General features: G+C 46.4%; 13 protein-coding genes. 6 read left to right on the top strand and 7 right to left on the bottom strand.

From position 1 onward, the window contains the following. Positions 1-17: 17 nt before the first annotated feature. On the top strand, positions 18-893 hold the full coding sequence (locus tag ABIO93_RS14645) for a DMT family transporter (RefSeq protein ID WP_348068882.1): 876 nt from the start codon (positions 18-20) through the stop codon (positions 891-893). A 6-nt stretch (positions 894-899) separates the two neighbouring features. On the opposite strand, the gene ABIO93_RS14640 is transcribed toward ABIO93_RS14645, so the two are convergent. From ABIO93_RS14640 to ABIO93_RS14630, 3 genes are all read right to left on the bottom strand, one after another. Then, positions 900-3,278: a PAS domain S-box protein gene (locus ABIO93_RS14640; RefSeq protein WP_348068880.1), complete on the bottom strand. Its 2,379-nt coding sequence runs from the start codon at positions 3,276-3,278 to the stop codon at positions 900-902. Positions 3,279-3,306: 28 nt separating this feature from the next. Next, positions 3,307-3,756: a response regulator gene (locus ABIO93_RS14635; protein ID WP_348068878.1), complete on the bottom strand. Its 450-nt coding sequence runs from the start codon at positions 3,754-3,756 to the stop codon at positions 3,307-3,309. Between the two features lie 140 nt (positions 3,757-3,896). Next, positions 3,897-6,284 carry a TonB-dependent receptor gene (locus ABIO93_RS14630; RefSeq protein ID WP_348068947.1) on the bottom strand — a complete coding sequence of 796 codons (2,388 nt, stop codon included), beginning with the start codon at positions 6,282-6,284 and terminating at the stop codon, positions 3,897-3,899. A 211-nt stretch (positions 6,285-6,495) separates the two neighbouring features. On the opposite strand from ABIO93_RS14630, the gene ABIO93_RS14625 reads away from it, so the two are divergent. From ABIO93_RS14625 to ABIO93_RS14605, 5 genes are all read left to right on the top strand, one after another. Continuing rightward, on the top strand, positions 6,496-7,824 hold the full coding sequence (locus tag ABIO93_RS14625) for an MATE family efflux transporter (protein ID WP_348068876.1): 1,329 nt from the start codon (positions 6,496-6,498) through the stop codon (positions 7,822-7,824). 111 nt (positions 7,825-7,935) lie between these two features. Further along, a complete protein-coding gene (locus ABIO93_RS14620) occupies positions 7,936-9,561 on the top strand; it encodes an NADP-dependent glyceraldehyde-3-phosphate dehydrogenase (RefSeq protein WP_348068874.1) in 1,626 nt (541 codons plus the stop codon). A 146-nt stretch (positions 9,562-9,707) separates the two neighbouring features. After that, the gene (locus ABIO93_RS14615; RefSeq protein ID WP_348068872.1) at positions 9,708-10,205 is read left to right on the top strand and encodes a hypothetical protein; all 498 of its coding nucleotides are present in this window, start codon (positions 9,708-9,710) and stop codon (positions 10,203-10,205) included. Between the two features lie 31 nt (positions 10,206-10,236). After that, the gene (locus ABIO93_RS14610; protein ID WP_348068870.1) at positions 10,237-10,434 is read left to right on the top strand and encodes a hypothetical protein; all 198 of its coding nucleotides are present in this window, start codon (positions 10,237-10,239) and stop codon (positions 10,432-10,434) included. Between the two features lie 86 nt (positions 10,435-10,520). Beyond that, positions 10,521-10,724 carry a hypothetical protein gene (locus tag ABIO93_RS14605; protein WP_348068868.1) on the top strand — a complete coding sequence of 68 codons (204 nt, stop codon included), beginning with the start codon at positions 10,521-10,523 and terminating at the stop codon, positions 10,722-10,724. On the opposite strand, the gene ABIO93_RS14600 is transcribed toward ABIO93_RS14605, so the two are convergent. The 4 genes from ABIO93_RS14600 to ABIO93_RS14585 form a co-directional block, all read right to left on the bottom strand. After that, positions 10,725-12,545: a sulfatase-like hydrolase/transferase gene (locus ABIO93_RS14600; protein ID WP_348068866.1), complete on the bottom strand. Its 1,821-nt coding sequence runs from the start codon at positions 12,543-12,545 to the stop codon at positions 10,725-10,727. It lies immediately after the preceding gene. Between the two features lie 139 nt (positions 12,546-12,684). Continuing rightward, positions 12,685-14,994 (bottom strand): arylsulfatase, encoded by a 2,310-nt coding sequence (locus ABIO93_RS14595; RefSeq protein ID WP_348068864.1) that lies wholly within the window; start codon positions 14,992-14,994, stop codon positions 12,685-12,687. 52 nt (positions 14,995-15,046) lie between these two features. Beyond that, positions 15,047-16,639, bottom strand: coding sequence for an arylsulfatase (locus ABIO93_RS14590; protein WP_348068862.1), 1,593 nt, complete (start codon positions 16,637-16,639; stop codon positions 15,047-15,049). Between the two features lie 21 nt (positions 16,640-16,660). Then, positions 16,661-18,229 carry a RagB/SusD family nutrient uptake outer membrane protein gene (locus tag ABIO93_RS14585; protein WP_348068860.1) on the bottom strand — a complete coding sequence of 523 codons (1,569 nt, stop codon included), beginning with the start codon at positions 18,227-18,229 and terminating at the stop codon, positions 16,661-16,663. Positions 18,230-18,240: the final 11 nt, after the last annotated feature.

Here is an 18,240-nt window from a genome sequence, read left to right as displayed (position 1 = left end):
TTGAATTTATCTGATTTATGCCAAATCCCCGCATTGCCCTGATTATCGGAATCATTAGTATCAGCATTTTTCCTGTTTTGGTAAAATGGGCACCGGTTTCGGGAATCACTTCGGCATTTTACAGGATGTTTTTCGGTCTTCTCTTTCTGCTGCCCTATTTATTTATTACCAAAAAATTTACGGTACCAGCCAAAGCGTTGTGGTTTCCGATTTTCATGTGCGGCATCATTTTCGCTACCGACATTGCGGTCTGGAATGTATCGATTCAATATTCCAATGCAACACAGGCTACCTTACTGACCAATCTGTCTCCGGTTTGGGTTGGCGTGGGTACTTTTTTCTTTTTGCCTGATAAACCTAAACCCCGCTTTTGGATTGGGACTTTGGTTGCATTAATAGGAATGGTTATTCTAATCGGACTTGATGCATTTGCGGAGATGCAATTCGATAAAGGATTTATGCTCGCCATTTTGTCAGGTATGCTTTACGCGTCGTACATGCTGATCAGCAAAACAGTACTGAACCGGATTGATATCATCAGTTTCATGGTAGTCAGCATGGCCGTTTCCAGTTTATATCTGCTATTGATCTGTATTTTTATGAATGAACCGCTCTGGGATTTTCAACCGACGATCTGGGGTGTTTTTGTAATTCAGGGATTGATATGTCAGTTACTTGGCTGGCTTACGATCAGTTATGCAGTCAAGAAAATGGATGCAAAAAGAGTATCGCTCAGTTTATTGAGCCAGGCCGTAGTGACCGGGCTGTTTGCGTGGGCATTTATTGGTGAAAAAATCACATTACAGATGATCCTGGGAGGTATCATCATTCTAATCGGTATCAGCATTACTTACCAGACCAAACGTTCCCAGTCTGAGTCGCCAGCGAATTGAATTCCTTTATTCAACAGGAAGGTAAATGATAAAAGTAGCGCCGATATCAGGCTTACCCACTGCATCAATCAGGCCTTTGTGATTTTCAACGATTTTCTTACAAATAGCCAATCCAATACCCGTTCCTTCGTAGGCGCTCCGGTTGTGAAGCCGCTGAAATACCTGAAAAATCCTGTCTTTAAAGTGTGATTCGAAACCAATTCCATTGTCCGAAAATGACACGAACTGGTAAGTTATTTGGTGATCTGCTTCAATGAGCGGTATCAACTGACCGGCAATGAGGCCCGTCCGGATATGAATAACAGGCTGGGTATCTGGTTTCGTGAATTTCAATGAATTCGCGATCAGGTTCATGAACAATTGCTCGAACTGATACACGATGACATTGACCACTGGTAATTCATCGCTGACGATCAATGCATTCTTTTGCTGGATCAAGTCGCTGAGCTGGTCTTTTACATTTTGTAAAACCCCATTGAGATCGGTGCTTTCAAAATGTTTTTCAACCGCGTTAGCACGTGAAAATGCCAGCAGGTCAACAATCAGCTGCTGCATTCTGGTAGAAGACGACTGCATTCTTTTAAAATAATCCTTGCCCCTATCCGAGAGATTACTGACTTCGGTTTCCAGGATGCGCGTAGCAAAAGTCTGGATCTTGCGAAGCGGCTCCTGCAAGTCATGACTGGCCACGTAAGCAAACTGCGCGAGCTCCATATTGGTCTTCACCAATTCATTGTTTGCAATAGTGAGTTCCTTTGTTCGAAGCTGAACCTGCGATTCGAGCTGATCAATGAACATTTTGCTGTCATGAATGTCCGTACTGGTCCCTACCCACATCTGAATGCTCCCTTCCGGGTTGCGCTGGGGTATTGCCCTGCTCAGCTGCCAGCGGTACTCTCCGTCTGCCCTTCGAAAGCGATGTTCGATCACAAAATCCATACCATCTTGAATAGCATGATACCAGCGCCGGATGTTCTCGATCCTTTCGTCCGGGTGAATGAATTGCAGCCAGCCATTGGTGGCGATCTGTTCAGCTGTAAAACCCGTGTAGTCGAATACGGCTTTGTTAAAATAGTTGAGATTGCCTTCCGTATCACCCGTCCAGACAAACTGCGGCATGGAGTCAGCCAATGTCCTGAATTTACCTTCGCTTGTTTTCAAGGCGAGTTCCGCTTCCTTTCGGTCGGTAATATCCATCATGGTACCGAGCATCCGGTGGGGTACATGCCCCTCCTGATACAAGATCTTCCCATGCGTCCTGATCCAGTGAATGCTATGATCAGGATGGATGATCCTTGCCTCATAATAATAGGTACCGGTCTCCAGCGCGGTCGCAAATGCTTTTTCCACAATGGAAACCCTGTCTTCCGGATGAATGTGATCTCTGAGCTCCGGATGACTCAGAATTTTGGATTCGTCATATCCGAAAATGGCGGCCAACCTGCCCGAATAAATGATATGACCGGTTTGAATGTTGAGATCCCATGTGGCCAGCTTGGTACCGTCCGTTGCAAGCGACAACCGGTCCACAGCATCGGTGATCTGCTGGCGGAATTTTACCTTATCGGTCACATCATTGAGTGACACCATGATAGCCGACACCCGTCCATCCGCCTCATACATGGGAGCATATTGAAAATCGAGGTAATGTTTTCTCAAACCACCCGGCCCATCAACAGATATGACCGCCTCATTTTCCCGGTGCAGCGTACCGTGCTCAAAAACATCTTTCAGTAATACCGAGAACTTCTGTTCATTCAACTCAGGAAATACCTCAAAAAGCTTCCTCCCTACGACCTCTTCGAGATCGCGGCGCCACAATTTCAGCATGCTTTCGTTGGCTATGCTGATCACGAAATCTGGCCCTTTGAATATTGCTTTGGCAAACTGAGACTGCGTTACCAGATTCCGGAACTGGTTTTCGCTCCTTTGCAAAGCCTGCCGGGAAAGCACTTGCTGTGTTACTTCCGTCGCCACGACAATAATGCCGGAAGCTTCGATTGCGTCTTCAAAAAGAGGTTGATACACAAAATTGAAATAACATTGCTGTTCTGCGCCAAACCGGCTGAGGTGAATTGCGAACTCGTTGCCATGATAAGGCTCACCGGTTCTCATTACTTCTTTCAGGATCGGCTCGATAGCCTCCCTTACCTCCGGCAATGAAGTAAACAGAGACTTTCCGACCATTTCCTCCTCTGTGCGGTCTACTACGCGCAAGTAGGAATCATTGGCCATTTCCACAATAAAATCATTACCTCGCAGGACAGCTATTCCTACCGGGGCCTGTTTCATCGTATTTCTGAACTTGCTTTCGCTATCATTGGCCCGTGCTGAGGCCTTGGCGTCAGGATTGCTCACCTGGTTTTCGTCTCGAAGATGATACAATATGAAATAGAAGTGACCGGATCAATGTTTAGTATTGGCAGTAAAAATTTTCAGCAGCCGGCTTAAAAGTATGCTTGGTCCAGTCAATATCCAATATTTGCTTAATCGCCTGTTTCAGTTTAAGAAAAGACCCCGGTTTTCTGATAAAATAATTGGCTCCCTCCTCATATACCTTCCTTATCATTTCTTCCTGCCCGCTTGTTGAAAAGATGACCACCGGAATAGATTCCCAGGCTTTGGTTTTGCGAATCTGTTCCAGACATTCAAAACCATTTTTCCTGGGCATGTTCAGATCCAGAAAAATGACATCCGGGGGAGGGGGAACACTGGTCTGCATCAGGTTGATCAGCTCTACTCCGTCATTCGCAGTTGTAAGTTCCGTTGTAGTACTCACCTCTTTCAATGCGTCTTGAAACAACATGCAATCGTCTGCGTCGTCGTCGGCAAGAAAAATTGATCTATTTGGTTTTGTGCTCATAGCCTGATTGCATATTTCTTAGTAGATGAATGTAAAATTGATTGCAAATGAATCAACTCATTACCAGCGCTTTGATAGGAAGGGGGCGTAAAATCAAAAACAAGATACGCAACAAAAAGGTTATAAGAAAATCAAAACCACTAAAATTCACCCTCCGCACCCTCCTTCGGTTTCTTTTTCGCCTGGTGCAGACGATAGTTAAACGTAAGGTTAATCTGCCTCAGGCGCCCCTGGGAGCTGTTTCTCGCGTAAAAATTAGGCCCCTCAGTAATGGAGCGGAAGCGACGGGAGTTAAAAACGTCTATCACACTGAGCGTTAGCGTTCCATTATTTTTCAAGATGTCCCTGGTTGCGGCAAGGTCCAGTGTTGCCAGTGCCTTTCTCCTACCCTGCGGCGTTTGTTGCGGAGCCTCGTAGTTACCTCTCAGCTGCACATCAGCACTTTTCCATAGTGTGAACCGCGACATTGCCCGCACAAACCAGCTGTAAGTATCACTTTTGAAATTTTCATCCAGCCCGGTACCATCCGTGATCGCCCTAAAGAAGTTCAGACTACCATCCATTTTCCACCATTGATACGGTGTGAATGAGCTGGTAAATTCAGCACCATAAGCATCCTCCGTACCTAGGTTTTCAGGTCGTGTGTAAGAACTTCCGTCTTCCTGAACTCTCCGGATACTCGTAATTTTACCATTGGTATGCCTGTAATAGATCGAAGATGTCAATGACCCTTTCGACATATATTTAATGTGTCCCAATTCAAAGGCGTTGGTGAATTCTGGGTTAAGGTCCGGGTTACCACTCCAATAGTTACGGTTATCGCTATAAGTCGCAAATGGGGTCAGGTCGTTATACTGCGGTCTGCGCACACGACGGCTGAAACTCAGCTGAAATGCATTCTGTTTGGCAAAATCATAGGTAACGTGCACGCTGGGAAAGAGATTAGCATATTTTCGCGCATTTACCTCTTTGGTTTGTTTCAATTCCGTGGTCACACCCGTCCATTCCGCACGCACACCTGCCTGGTAGGAAAACTTCCCCGTTTTATTACCCAGGATCCCGTAAGCCGCATTGATATTTTCTTCGTAAACAAAGTCGTTCGTCAGGTTGGGCAATGTGATCCATCCGCCATCGCTCGTTTGCTGCGTCACCGCGTAATCATTGGTCATGTCCCGGGAACTGCTTCTTGCACCTGCCTCAAACTTGCCGCTCTTGCCAAAAGGGTGTACATAATCCGCCTGAAACAACAGCTGTTTTTCAGTTTCATAGTTCAGTGCTCTTTGCAACAGCGGCGGAATACCCGACGGGCTGCCATCTGCTTTGAACACATTTTCATGATAGTACTGATCCGAATCTTCCCAGTTGTCCAGATAGCGCACATCCGCGGTAAACTCCTGTCCTTTTCTGTTGAATGTCTTTTTATAAGTAAGTGAATATTCAGAATTCGGCTCTGTCTCCGTTTCGTCCTGCGTACGGTTTGTAATGGTAGTAAGGTTGCTCAGGTTGGAAAGATAATCTCTGTAATTCAGCGTCGAAAACCGCTTTCCCTTACTCGTCCGCCAGGTGTAGGACGCTGTTAATATGTTTTTTGGATTAAAATAAAAATCAATACCACCTCTCGCACTATTGTTCATCCCTTTCAGATTGCTGCGCATGTCCCGTTCCATGATGAATGTAGAATCGTTGCGGTACAGCTCCTGGTATACGAAATTCTTGCCCGGCGTGTTCCGGTATGACACCGTATAATTGATAAAGAAATTCAGGTTTTTGCGGCGGTAGTTCACATTGGCAGCAGCGCCGTAATTAGTCGGATGTCCCGTGATAATGTCAAACGAACCATTAATACCCTCTTTTCTTTCCTTTTTCAAAACAATGTTGATCACCCCGCCCATACCTTCCGCCTCATACCGCGCCGAAGGGTTTGTAATGATCTCCACGCGCTCGATCATGCTGCCCTGCAATTGCTGCAACCCGCTCGCACCTTTGATACTCACGAGTCCCGAAGGCTTGCCATCGATCAGAATGCGAACATTACCACTTCCCCGTAAACTTACATTACCTTCCACATCCACCGCCACCGACGGTACATTGGTCAGGATATCCACGGCAGTACCCCCCGCATTCGCCAGGTCTTTCCCTACATTGAATATTTTTTTGTCTAATGACAGTTCCATTGAGCTTTTTTCCGCCTGTACCGTAACCTCGTCCAGTGTTTTGGCAGACGGTACCACTTTCAATGTTCCGAGATTGAGCGGAGCATTCGCCGCTGTCAATCTTACACCAGGCGTCACAAGCGGCTTGTAACCAATGAATTCCGACAATGCATAGTAGCCCCCGGCGACAATATCCACCACAAACCCTCCCGTTTCATCGGTAATAGCACCAGCTACAAAGCTGCTGTCGGCGCTGCGAAACAGCCTGATACTCGCATACCCGAGCGGACTGCTGGTCTGACTGTCAATAATTTTTCCCGTGATTTTCAACTTATCAGGACTTTGGGCAAAACCCTGCTGCTGGCTATGAAACATAAAAAGCAATATCCCCAACCCTATCTTTTTAATGCCCATCCCGTTTTTGTAATATTTTTTCAATAGTCTTTTAATCGTTTTACTAACAATAGGAAACCGCTTTTAGGCCCTATTTTACTCTACCATAATGATATATTAAAACGAAAGATTCTGTCTCTGACCCGTATTTGTCTAACTTTGCATCCTTTTTTAGCCACTTCTTCACAGCGCCATGAAAAACGAAGCATCACAAACTTTAAAATTAGCATTTCCAATTATTATCGGAGAGCTGGCCCAGATGGCCCTCCACCTCATCGACAGCGCGATGGTAGGCGCTATCAGCTACAAGCAGCTTGCTGCCGCAGCATTGGTGATCAATGCGATGAACATTCCATTCGTAATCGGTATCGGTATGACGATTTCCGTTTCGCAAATGGTGTCGCTGGCCAACGGGCGCCGTGATTCACAGCTCGTTTCACATTATCTCTTTAATGGCTTTTGCCTTTGTACATTAACAGCGCTGGCGATTTCGGCAACGCTCGTATTTGGTAAAGACCTGCTGCATCATTTGGGACAAGATCCCGAAGTGGTGACGCTGGCTATGCCTTTCATGAAACTAATGGGGCTCTCCATTATCCCCATGCTGCTTTTCATGACCCTCAAACAGTTTGCCGATGGTCTGGAACATACCCGTACCGCCATGATTTTCTCCTTGGCGGGAATGCCACTCAACATTCTGCTCAACTGGCTGCTGATATACGGCAACTGGGGCTTCCCACGGCTCGAACTGGAAGGCGCAGGCTGGGCAACGCTGATCACCAGAAGCTGTATGTTCCTCGCATTGGGTTATGTCGTGCTGCGTCACAAAACTTTTGAAAAATACATCGCCGTAGGCCGTAATCAATGGAAATTGAAAGCCCAGACATGGCGCGAACTCCTGCATATCGGCGTACCGAGCAGCTTGCAGATCGGTATGGAAGCTGGTGCATTCGCCGTTTCCGGTATCATTATCGGCACATTGGGAGCGGTGGCGCAGGCTGCGCATCAGATCGCACTGAGCAGCGCGTCGTTTACATTTATGGTTTCAATGGGACTCGCGCAGGCAGGTTCCATACGGGTGAGTAATGCGCTCGGTCGCGGCGACTGGCAAAAAATATTTGTCATCGGAAAAAGTACCTTACTTACCGCCCTCATTTACGGAACACTTTGTGCGATTGCTTTTGCGGTTTTCAGGTTTCAGCTTCCCAAAGCATTCAATGACAATTCAGAAGTAATGGCATTAGCCGCATTGCTATTGCTTTTTGCAGCTGTTTTCCAGATTTCCGACAGCACTCAGGCGATCGGTGCGGGATTATTGAGGGGAATCAAGGACGTCAAAACACCCACCATCCTGATCGGTATAGCCTATTGGGTGATCGGTATTCCTTTTGGATATGTGCTGGCCTTTCATTTCGGCATGGGCGCTTCCGGAATGTGGCTTGGATTGATCATGGGGCTTACATTAGCCTCCATTTTTCTGATGACCAGGTTCTTTAAAATGTCGAAAAGAAATAACGTCTGAACTGAAAACTTGCGTAAATTTTGAGTTGTTACTAAGGATATAAGTCAAAAACTTCGTCATTACCCCAGTGCGCTTTTTATTTTATTCTTTATCCACAAAAAATCTGAATCAATGGATTTCAACTCCACGTTAAAGAACATCTTTGTTGAAGAAAAAGACATTCCGGCAGAATTCAGCCTGCCCTCACTGATCCATCAGCGCGAGTACCTCAGCAATGGAGAGATGAAGTCCTGGGATGGCCCCGTCCACGAAGTGTTTTCACCGATCTCTGTGCGAACAGAGGCAGGCCTCGAACGTAAGCTGATCGGCAGCTACCCGGTTTGCACAGCCGCAGAAGCAGAGCAGTCACTGGATGCAGCGGTAGCAGCTTACAATAATGGTCGGGGTGAATGGCCTACCATGGGAGTAGCCGAAAGGATTCATTGTGTAGAGCAATTTACTGGTAAAATGATTGAGCAGAAAGACATCATTGTCAAGCTCATTATGTGGGAGATTGGCAAGTCTTTTGCGGATTCTGTGAAGGAATTTGACCGTACCGTGGAATACATTTACGCGACCATTGACTCGCTGAAAAACCTGGACAGAGATTCGTCCGGTTTCGACATTGTGGATGGCATCGCAGCACAGGTAAGGCGCTCGCCATTGGGCGTTGTCCTTTGTATGGGCCCATTCAATTACCCGCTCAACGAAACATTCACGACCCTGATCCCCGCGCTGATCATGGGCAACACGATTCTTTTCAAACCTCCGAAATTCGGTACTTTACTGCATTACCCATTGCAGGAGGCATTCCGTGACAGTTTTCCAAAAGGTGTTGTCAACATCATTTACGGTCGTGGTAACGCCATTGTTCCGGGACTGATGCAGTCGGGCAAAATCAATGTACTGACGCTGATCGGTTCCAGCAAGGTTGCCAATGAATTGAAAAAATCTCACCCGAAAGTAAACCGTCTGCGGGCGGTACTCGGATTGGATGCGAAGAATGCCGCGATCGTTACGCCGCACGCCGATATCAGTCTGGCTGTGAAAGAGATCATTACCGGCTCACTTTCGTTTAATGGTCAGCGTTGCACGGCTTTGAAGATCATTTGGGTACACCGGAGTGTGGCCGACGCATTTTTGAAACAATTCAATGCAGCTGTTTCAGAATTGAAATTTGGGATGCCGTGGGAAAAAGGCGTATCGCTTACCCCGCTTCCCGAAACCAATAAAATTGAATATCTCAACGGATGTATCTCCGACGCACTCGCGCACGGAGCCGAAGTGGTGAACGAAAACGGCGGTAAATCAGAAGGTTCGTTTTTCTATCCGGCGGTTGTGTATCCGGTCAACAGCAAAATGAAGCTGTACCACGAAGAGCAATTCGGCCCGATCGTGCCCGTGGTACCATTCGACGACCTGGAAGAAACGATCGAGTTTTTGATCGAATCAACGCACGGACAGCAGGTTAGTATTTTCAGTAACAACGCCGACGAAGTAGCCTCGCTGATAGACCCATTAGTAAATCAGGTGAGCCGCGTGAACATCAATACTCAATGTCAGCGCGGACCCGATGTGTTCCCATTCACGGGCCGCAAAGACAGCGCCGAAGGGACATTATCCGTCGCCGACGCCATCCGCGCCTTCTCGATCCGCTCGCTGGTCGCATTCAAAATGAACGAAGCCAACAAGCTGATGATCAATGAAATAGTGCACGAAGACAGCTCGAATTTTTTGAGTACCAAGTTTATTTTTTAATAAGAGGATACCATTTGAGAATCTCCCTTCGAAGCAATTTGAGGGAGATTTTTTTGTTGTTGAGCTAAATATTAAAGAATAGCAAGATTAGATCAGAGACTGAAATTCCTTTACTCTCTTCAGAACACATACTATATCATAACCTAATGAACAAAGAATCTTACTCTTATCGCAAATCCGGCGATGGCAACCTTTACTCTTTTGTTAGTGAAGGCACCTATGGAAACATAACGAAATCAGTATCAATTGTCAGAATTTTAAGCGAATTCACTAACCTCCCGGATCAGGAAATCTACAACCTAGCATTCGGTGATTTTCGAATTATCAACGGACAATGGATGATTGACGACAGTTCCAGGAGTAACAATGGTGATATGCCAAAAGTTATCGCTACCGTCGCAAAGATCGCCATCGAATTCATGCATGAAAATAAAACTGCAATTTTGTCCTTTTCCGGATTTATGGATAAAAAATCTTTCGAGCTTGGGCGAAATCAAAGGACTAATCTTTACCAGAGAGCTATAAACTCAAATTTTGAGGAGTTGTGCAAATCATTCGAGATAATGGGCGTTATTAAAGATCGCATTGAAGAATATGCTCTGGGGACCGGATATGATAGGATCTTGATCAAATGTAAAAAATAGGTTAAATTTGAATGAACCAATCGACAACACTATGCCTTCTATTAAAGAAACTCCCCCCAAAGAAATGAAAGAAATTGACGTTCCATTTTCTTCCAGTGATCCTTCTCATCTCTCCGACGAGACACTCTTTGAAATTATGGCTCAGTCACCATTCTTCAAGAGAAAACATCAGGAAGCCGAGGAAGCGTTGTCAAAGGTAGATTGGTCCCAGATTTCTGAAAAATCGTAGAAGTAGGTATTTCTAACGAAACTCATTGGCCATACGAGCCGTATTCATTCAAATTCGTAAATTAAATTCTTTAAGTCACACACATTATGCCGCCCACAAAAGAAAAATCGCAAAAAGCAAGCAAGGAATTAATAGGGAAGGTTACCCCAGATGATTCTTTTCCTGAAATTAATGAGGCCCTATTTGCACGATTAGCCGAGGATCCTTTCTTCAAGGAAAAGAACCGGCGTATGACGGAAATTCTCGAAAAAGTAGATTGGACTGGATTTCATGAAAAGTCTAAGCAATAGTTATTCACTCTTCCCTAAATTCTCCAAAAGCACCTTCGCCGCACGAATATCATAATCAAACATTTCAGCCTTCTGATCTGCTATTTTCTTGACCAGTTCCAGCGCCGGTTTTGCGTCCTGACCGATCAAATCCAAAATGTTTAATGCCTGCAGGCGAACATAAGGATTGTCGCTTTTCAAAGCTTCTGTTAACGCTGCTACCGCGCCCGGTTTGTCGGTGTTTGTTACATATAATGCTTCTGCTGCCGCAATCCGAACAGCAGCCTCCGAGTCACTCAGGCACTTTTTCAACAAATCTTTCGCTGAACCATCGTTCAAGACAGCCAGGCCGGTCGCCGCCCAGTATCTTACCGCTGGATCATTGTCGGTGAGCCTTTTAATCAATTCTTTTGAATGCGCAGGATTTCGTGAAGACGCAATGTCAGCCGTGGCAATGATCTTTTCCAGATCGTATTGGCCGCTTCTTGCATAATCGTACAGCGGTGTTTCCTTCGCGATTTCATAAAGTATTGCTTCCGGGATAAACCCTACATCTTTCAATTTTCGAACCCATTGATCATTCGCTTTTCGCATGCGCACGAGTTCCGACTTATACTTCGCGTCACCGGCAAGGTTACGAATGTTATGCGGGTCAGCATCCACATCGAATAGCTCCTCGGCAGGCTTCGCCTCCCAGAATTTCGACTGATCAGCATTCAGTTTTCCCGCTTTGTAAGCATCCTCCCAGGATTTCACCGACGGCGCACGCCACAGATATTCCAGGTACTGACCGTAAATTTTATTGGGCAAATAATTCCGGATGTAACGATATTTCTTATCACGAACCGATCTCGACATGTCAATCCGCTCGTCCATTCTGCCGCGAAAGCCATACGCATACTCTGATTCCGGTTTCTGCTGTTTCCCTAAAAAAGCACCGCCTTGCATATAGTCAGGAACTTTGATATCCGTAAGACTCAAAACCGTAGGCGCGAAGTCCAGAAAAGTGACCAGCCTGTCCGACACCGTCCCTTGTTTTTCCTTAGCTAAATGAGCATACTTTGGAGGTAGATGAATGATCAATGGTACATGCAGACCTGATTCGTACATAAACCGCTTGCTACGAGCCAGCACGCCACCATTATCTGCATAGTAAAAAACAATCGTGTTTTCGGCCAGGCCTTCATCCTGCAATTCCTTCAAAAGCTGCGCAAACTGCCGGTCCATTTCTTCCAGCTTGTCGTAGTACTGCGCCCAATCGTGTTTCAGCTCGGGAGTGGCCGGATGGTAAGGCGGCAAAACCACTTTCTCTGGGTCGTGATGTAATGATGCCACGGGCTCGTGCAATGAACTTTCATGCGAAACATTCAGATTAAAAACAGCGAAAAAAGGCTGACCGGGCTTGCGGTTTTTGTAAGTAGCCTTGTTGCTCGATTCGTCCCACGCTTCCGCAGACTGATCGTCCGTGTTGTAATCTTTTTTGGCATTGTTGGTCGTATAGTAACCTGCTTCCCGCAAATACCTGGGAAAGAATCTCACAAAATCAGGTACCGGATATTCGCTCCGCATATGTTCTGTGCCTAGGGAAGGCGGGTACATGCCTGTGATCAATGTGTTACGCGAAGGCGCACACACCGGTGCGGTCGAGAATGCATTTTTGTACCGGATGCTTTCGGAAGCAAATTTGTCCAGGTTAGGCGTAGTCGCGAATTTGTCGCCGTAACTGCCTAGCATCGTGGTATTATCCTCGCTTACAATCCACAGGATGTTCGGACGATCCTGCGCATTGATTTCGCCGAAAATGAATATTGCTAAGAAGATTGTTACCAGTTGTTTGTTCATTCGAATTGTTGGTCCGTTTGGTATCGATGGTACGTCGCTACGCGATTTAGGTGTATTAAATGTGACATTTTATTTTAAAATGCCGTCAGACATGTAACATCATGCGATTTGACATTCCTCTATTGCGGTGTCCTGACAATCATTTCCCAGTCCGCAATTGCGCCTGCTGGTCCTGGTCCAGATCAATAGTCACCTTAGTGATTTTGCCCGTATAGGTAAAAGGCACTTTATAGGTATCCCCTACCGGTGTCAGGTCGTCAAAACCGACATTCACTCCTTCATGCAGGTACAATGCGTCCGAAGTTTTTCCAATAGAGGTCTCGCCTACTTTGATATTATTGGCATACAAACTGATCAACCCCGTACCATTCTGATCATATTTCACACTGACTTTCAATTCCGCCTTGCCGATCGGAAGCGTGGTATTTTCGGAACTTGCCGTATATTTCGTCCCATCGCCAACCGCATAGACAAACTGCAACTTATGGTTTTGAATAAAAAAGCTCAGACCGCCCACGCTGCCTCCGCGTGACAATAACACACCTTCCGTTTCTACTCCCAGATTTTCCACATCCGCTACCAGGGAAAATGAACGTTTCAGCGCAAACGGACTGCCAATGTCAATGATCGTAGACTGGCCGGGATAGAGCACGACTTTGTCCACATCATTATAAGCCGTTGGCAAAGTAAAAGGCTCAGTACCGTCTTTCAACGGGTACACATTATACTTCGTAGCCTCGCTTTCAAACAATGCCCGCAGCTTTTTCAACTTGGCAGGCTGGGTAGTGGCAAGATCATTGGCTTCATTAAAATCCTCAGTCAGGTTATAAAGCTCCCATTTGTCTTTCTCAAACTCCTGGCCTCTCACGTGCAATGCGCCAGCTTTCCAGCCGTCTTTGTAGATCGATCTTGAACCTTTGATCTCATAATACTGAACAAGGTGACGATTTTTAGCGGCAGCGTCATTTAAGCTATAAACCAGGCTTGTACCCTCAATCGGATCTTGTTTGATACCATTCACAGCCGTCGGCGCCTTGATGTTCGTCAGTTCCAAAGTAGTAGGCAAAATATCAATCACGTGACCGTACTGGTTCCTAATCCCCCCTTTTTCCTGAATGCCTTTTGGATAAAAAACGATTAAAGGATTATGCGTGCCGCCCTCAGCATTCGCATCCTGCTTCCATTGCCGAAACGGAACATTGGTGGCAGCCGCCCATCCCAGTGGATAATTCACTTTTGAAAACTCGGTACCGATCAGGTCAATCTGTTCCAGGTTCTTTTTAAGCCTTTGTTCCTCCGGCAATTCCGCGCCGAAATTATTGACCGTCCCTACAAATGTTCCTTCCTTACTTGCTCCATTATCGCCCACCGAAACGATCACCAAAGTATTATCCAGTTGCCCGGAATCTTTGATATGCTTGATCACCCGACCAATTTCGTAATCTGTATATTCCAGGAATCCCGCATAGGTTTCCATAAACCGTGCGTATAGCTTCTTCTCGTCCGCCGAAAGCGTATTCCAAGCCTTGATTCCCGCATTACGGTCTGTCAATTTCGTGTTTTTTGGTACTACACCCAGTTTGATCTGATTGGCAAGCACCTTTTCGCGGTACTCGTCCCAGCCACCGTCAAATTTCCCTTTGTACTTGTCCGACCATTGCTTTGCAACCTGATGTGGCGCATGGCCTGCACCGGTAGCGATGTAAAGGAAAAATGGCTTGTCAGGGTTGCCTGATTTTTGTCCGGACAAATACCTGATCGCCCGATTGGCCAGTAATTCATTGAAATGCTTGCCATCCTGACGATCCGGTTCACGATGGGTACCTTCCCATAGCTCGGGGTGCCACTGGTCAATGCTGCCGCGGGATGGGAATCCGTAAAACTGTTCAAACCCTCGTCCGGTTGGCCAGCGGTTAAATGGCCCGGACGGTGTAAGATCGGCCAGCGGCGTAATGTGCCATTTTCCTAATGCAAACGTGTTGTACCCATTGTCTTTCAGGATTTCCGCAATGGTCGCTTTTTCAAAAGGCATAATCGCGTCGTAACCTGGCGTACCGATCGCAGTTTCAGGGAATAATCCCATATGCGCCGAATGCTGGTTGCGTCCCGTGAGTAATGCCGCGCGGGTTGGTGCGCAAATCGCGGTCGTATGGAAATTGGTATATCGTAAACCATTATTGGCGAGACTGTCCAGTGTAGGCGTATTAATGAGTCCACCGAATGTGCTCACTGCTCCATAACCTATGTCGTCCAGCAAAATCCAAACCACATTCGGCGCGCCTTTGGGTGCTTTTTTCTTTTCCGGCCACGACTGCTGCGTGTCTGCAACTGTCTTCCCAATTTTCCCCTGATAAGGCTGAGTAGGTGCATGCTGGGCAATTGCGCTTGCTGACCACAATGTAAATGCGGCCAGTGCCCAGCGGTTGAAACGTAATATTATTCTTTTCATAATCGATAATTTATGATGATCAATACTTTGAAATTCCTGCGTTTTAAAACTTTCACTTGATCGTATTCCAATCCACCACACCCACTTTCCGCGACCATTCCAGATATTCCTTTTGTAGTTCCAATACTTTTTCCGGGTATTGATTTGCCAGATTGTGCGTCTCCGTGCGGTCTTTCTTCAAATTGTATAACTCCCACGGCTGATTAATTTCCGCCACAAGTTTCCAGTCATTTTGCCGCACCGCCCGGCTGCCTTCATGTTCCCAGAAAATAGTCTTTGGCTTTGTTAACTGAGGGTTTTTGAACAAATTTTTCAATGAAATTCCCTCCGCGGCTACTAGTCGTTTACCATTGAATTCCGATGGATATTTGATCCCGGCCAAATCCAGGAAAGTTGGCATAATGTCGGTGAGGTGCGCTACCTGGTGGCTTATTGTACCCGGTTTCACAGTTCCCGGAAAGTAGGCGATGAATGGTGATGCGACTCCGCCTTCATGTGTATTTTTCTTGAATAACTTGAATGGTGTGTTGCTGACATTGCCCCAGGGCGGATCGTAGCTGTCGATAGATGCCACCGAGCCTGGCTCTCCGTTTTTTTGGGTCACATAGTCCCATTGTTTCACAGTATCGCCACTTCCGCCGTTATCCGAAATGAAGAGGATTAATGTATTCTCGTCCTTTTTGAGCTGTTTTAGTTTGGCCAGGACTTCGCCTATGCTATGATCCATCCGGTCTACCATAGCGGCATAAATGGCCATACGGGTGTCCCAATGTTCCTTTTCAGCATTCGATAGCGTGTTCCAGTCGGGCGCATTTTCATACCGGTCCGAAAGGGTCCACTCTTTTGAAATAATACCCAGCTCTATCTGTTTTTGAAATCTGGCCGCCCTCACCGAGTCCCAGCCTTGCAGATACTTGCCTTTGTAGCGGGTAATGTCTTCCGGCAATGCCTGTATCGGCCAATGCGGCGCATTATAGGCCAGATAAAGGAAAAAGGGATTAGTATCGTTTTTCACTTGATCCAATGATTGAATCGCAAAATCGGTAATGGCCTGGGTAAGGTACTTCGACGAATCCTGCCGGTGAATTTCCTTCCCATTGAGCAGGAATGTTACCTTCCGGCCGTCGTTATAAAGTGGTTCGGAGTTGAAATAACTGCTGCCATTGTTTTGTAATGTAAATGAATGATCAAAACCACGATTGTGGGCCAGTGCGGATGGTACCAGACCAACGTGCCATTTGCCTGAAACAATCGTATGATAACCTGCCGTTTTCAATAATTGAGCAATCGTCACACTGTTTTCACTCAGGTAGCCCTGATATGCCGACGCACCTTTGTCCTGAACCATATCCCCTACCCCAGCCTGATGCGGATAAAGTCCCGTTAAAAGGGAGGCTCGGGAAGGGCAGCATCTACCGCTGTTGTAGAACTGTGTTAACCGCAAACCATTCGCCGCTAGTTTATCCAGGTTAGGTGTTTTGATTTCAGAGCCAAAACTACCTAGATCCGAAAAACCCAAATCGTCGGCCAGAATGAGGATGATATTGGGTTTTTGGGATTGGTCCTGCGCATGGACAGCCGGATACACAAGCACCGCGACTATCCATACCAGGAAGGCAACTATTTTTTTCAACGAATCAATCATGATCCTATCACAGGAAAGCTATTATTCCCAAAGCGGGTTTTGTTTCAGCAATGCATTGTTATCAATTTCTGACTGCGGGATCGGGTAAAATGCGTGCTTCGGTGCAGCATTGGTCTTCCCGACTTTATGCAGGTTCTTCACAAAAGTGCCGTTATAAGCCGCGTCACGCTGACGGATCAGATCAAACCAGCGCTGGTACTCGTAAACCAGTTCCAAACGACGGTCGAGGTACAATGAATCCCGGAACTGGTCTTTGGTGATACCAGCAGTCAAATTGGGCAAACCTGCACGGTTACGGACTTTGTTCAGTGATTTGTAAGCTTTGTCAGTCGGGCCATTGACCTCATTTTCGGCCTCCGCATGGATCAAGAGCAGCTCGGAGTAACGAATGATCGGCACATTAGCAGCCGACTGGTTGGTTACCGCAGTAGAATTAGGGTCCCACCATTTGTTCCAGAAAGGTGTCGAGTCGCTTGGAACCGCAGTATTAGCAATGCTCAATCCATATTTTCGTCCATTGGTAGGGCTAGTGAAATTCCTCACAAAAGTGACGTCCCGACGCTTATCCGTAGGTTTAAACAATTTGTAAATACTGAAAAACTTATCAGTGCCCACCGTATAGTAGCGCACCATATGAGCATAATTCCCGCTCAGTCCCGGAATCCCGGAAAGTATCGCACGAGGACTTTCATTATTTCCCTGCGCCAGAGAATTGGACTTGAACTGAGCAGAGAAAATGTGTTCTTTATTATTTTTAAAAGCCGGAAGAAAAACTTCCGCATAATTGTTGACCAAACCATAACCATAAGTCCCGGTTCCGCCATCAGCGGAAGAAAGCACTTCCTCCGCCTTACTAACCGCATCCGAGTAGTTTGCAGACACTTTCAATGGCAACGAAGCTTTGGTCAGGTATACTTTCGCAAGTAATGCTTTGGCAGCACCGGCAGTCGCTCTACCTATATTCGGGGACGCATAAGTCGCAGGAAGCACGCTTGCAGCCTCTGTCAAATCCTTCACAATCTGATCGTAGACCTGCGTAGAAGGCGTTTTGGCGATGGCGTAATCAGCTGCATTCACGAATTTTTGGTATTCCAAAATCAATGGAATGTCGCCGTAAAGCCGCACCAGGTTGAAATAATACAACGCCCGAAGGAATTTCGTTTCGCCTATCAGTCTGGCTTTTACGGTGTTATCAAAGTCAATCGCAGGAATTTTTTCCAAAACAACATTGGCTTTTTTAATGGCCGCATAATGTTGCTGCCAAAGCTCATAAATCCGCAAGTTGGTCGACGAATGCGCCTGAACGGACAAGGAACGTACATCCGGGTTGGTCGCGCCAGGGCCTGGATCTTCGTCGTCGCTGGCCATGTTCATACCCGTGTTGAACAATGTATTGTAGGGAGTCTGAATGGACGAACCTCCCGAATTCAGGAAGAAGTAAACGGCATTAACTGCATTGATAGCATCCGCCTGCGTTTTGTAATATTGATCTTCTGAGAGAAAAGCTTCCGGCTCCTCTTTCAGGAACTCTTCGCAGGAAGTGGCCGCTATGGTGGTGATCGCGAGAACGATATATTTAAATGCTTTCATTTTCATTGGAA

The organism is Dyadobacter sp. (genome assembly GCF_039919315.1).
Lineage (GTDB): Bacteria > Bacteroidota > Bacteroidia > Cytophagales > Spirosomataceae > Dyadobacter.
Note: the sequence above shows the minus strand (reverse complement) of the source record. Positions and strands in the feature narration are given on the sequence as shown.

What these genes read in the sequence shown, in the direction of transcription:
- ABIO93_RS14645 (WP_348068882.1), top strand. Translation starts at nt 18, where the DNA reads ATGCCAAATCCCCGCATTGCCCTGATTATCGGAATCATTAGTATCAGC.
- ABIO93_RS14635 (WP_348068878.1), bottom strand. Translation starts at nt 3,756, where the DNA reads ATGAGCACAAAACCAAATAGATCAATTTTTCTTGCCGACGACGACGCA.
- ABIO93_RS14630 (WP_348068947.1), bottom strand. Translation starts at nt 6,284, where the DNA reads ATGTTTCATAGCCAGCAGCAGGGTTTTGCCCAAAGTCCTGATAAGTTG.
- ABIO93_RS14625 (WP_348068876.1), top strand. Translation starts at nt 6,496, where the DNA reads ATGAAAAACGAAGCATCACAAACTTTAAAATTAGCATTTCCAATTATT.
- ABIO93_RS14620 (WP_348068874.1), top strand. Translation starts at nt 7,936, where the DNA reads ATGGATTTCAACTCCACGTTAAAGAACATCTTTGTTGAAGAAAAAGAC.
- ABIO93_RS14615 (WP_348068872.1), top strand. Translation starts at nt 9,708, where the DNA reads ATGAACAAAGAATCTTACTCTTATCGCAAATCCGGCGATGGCAACCTT.
- ABIO93_RS14610 (WP_348068870.1), top strand. Translation starts at nt 10,237, where the DNA reads ATGCCTTCTATTAAAGAAACTCCCCCCAAAGAAATGAAAGAAATTGAC.
- ABIO93_RS14605 (WP_348068868.1), top strand. Translation starts at nt 10,521, where the DNA reads ATGCCGCCCACAAAAGAAAAATCGCAAAAAGCAAGCAAGGAATTAATA.
- ABIO93_RS14600 (WP_348068866.1), bottom strand. Translation starts at nt 12,545, where the DNA reads ATGAACAAACAACTGGTAACAATCTTCTTAGCAATATTCATTTTCGGC.
- ABIO93_RS14595 (WP_348068864.1), bottom strand. Translation starts at nt 14,994, where the DNA reads ATGAAAAGAATAATATTACGTTTCAACCGCTGGGCACTGGCCGCATTT.
- ABIO93_RS14590 (WP_348068862.1), bottom strand. Translation starts at nt 16,639, where the DNA reads ATGATTGATTCGTTGAAAAAAATAGTTGCCTTCCTGGTATGGATAGTC.
- ABIO93_RS14585 (WP_348068860.1), bottom strand. Translation starts at nt 18,229, where the DNA reads ATGAAAGCATTTAAATATATCGTTCTCGCGATCACCACCATAGCGGCC.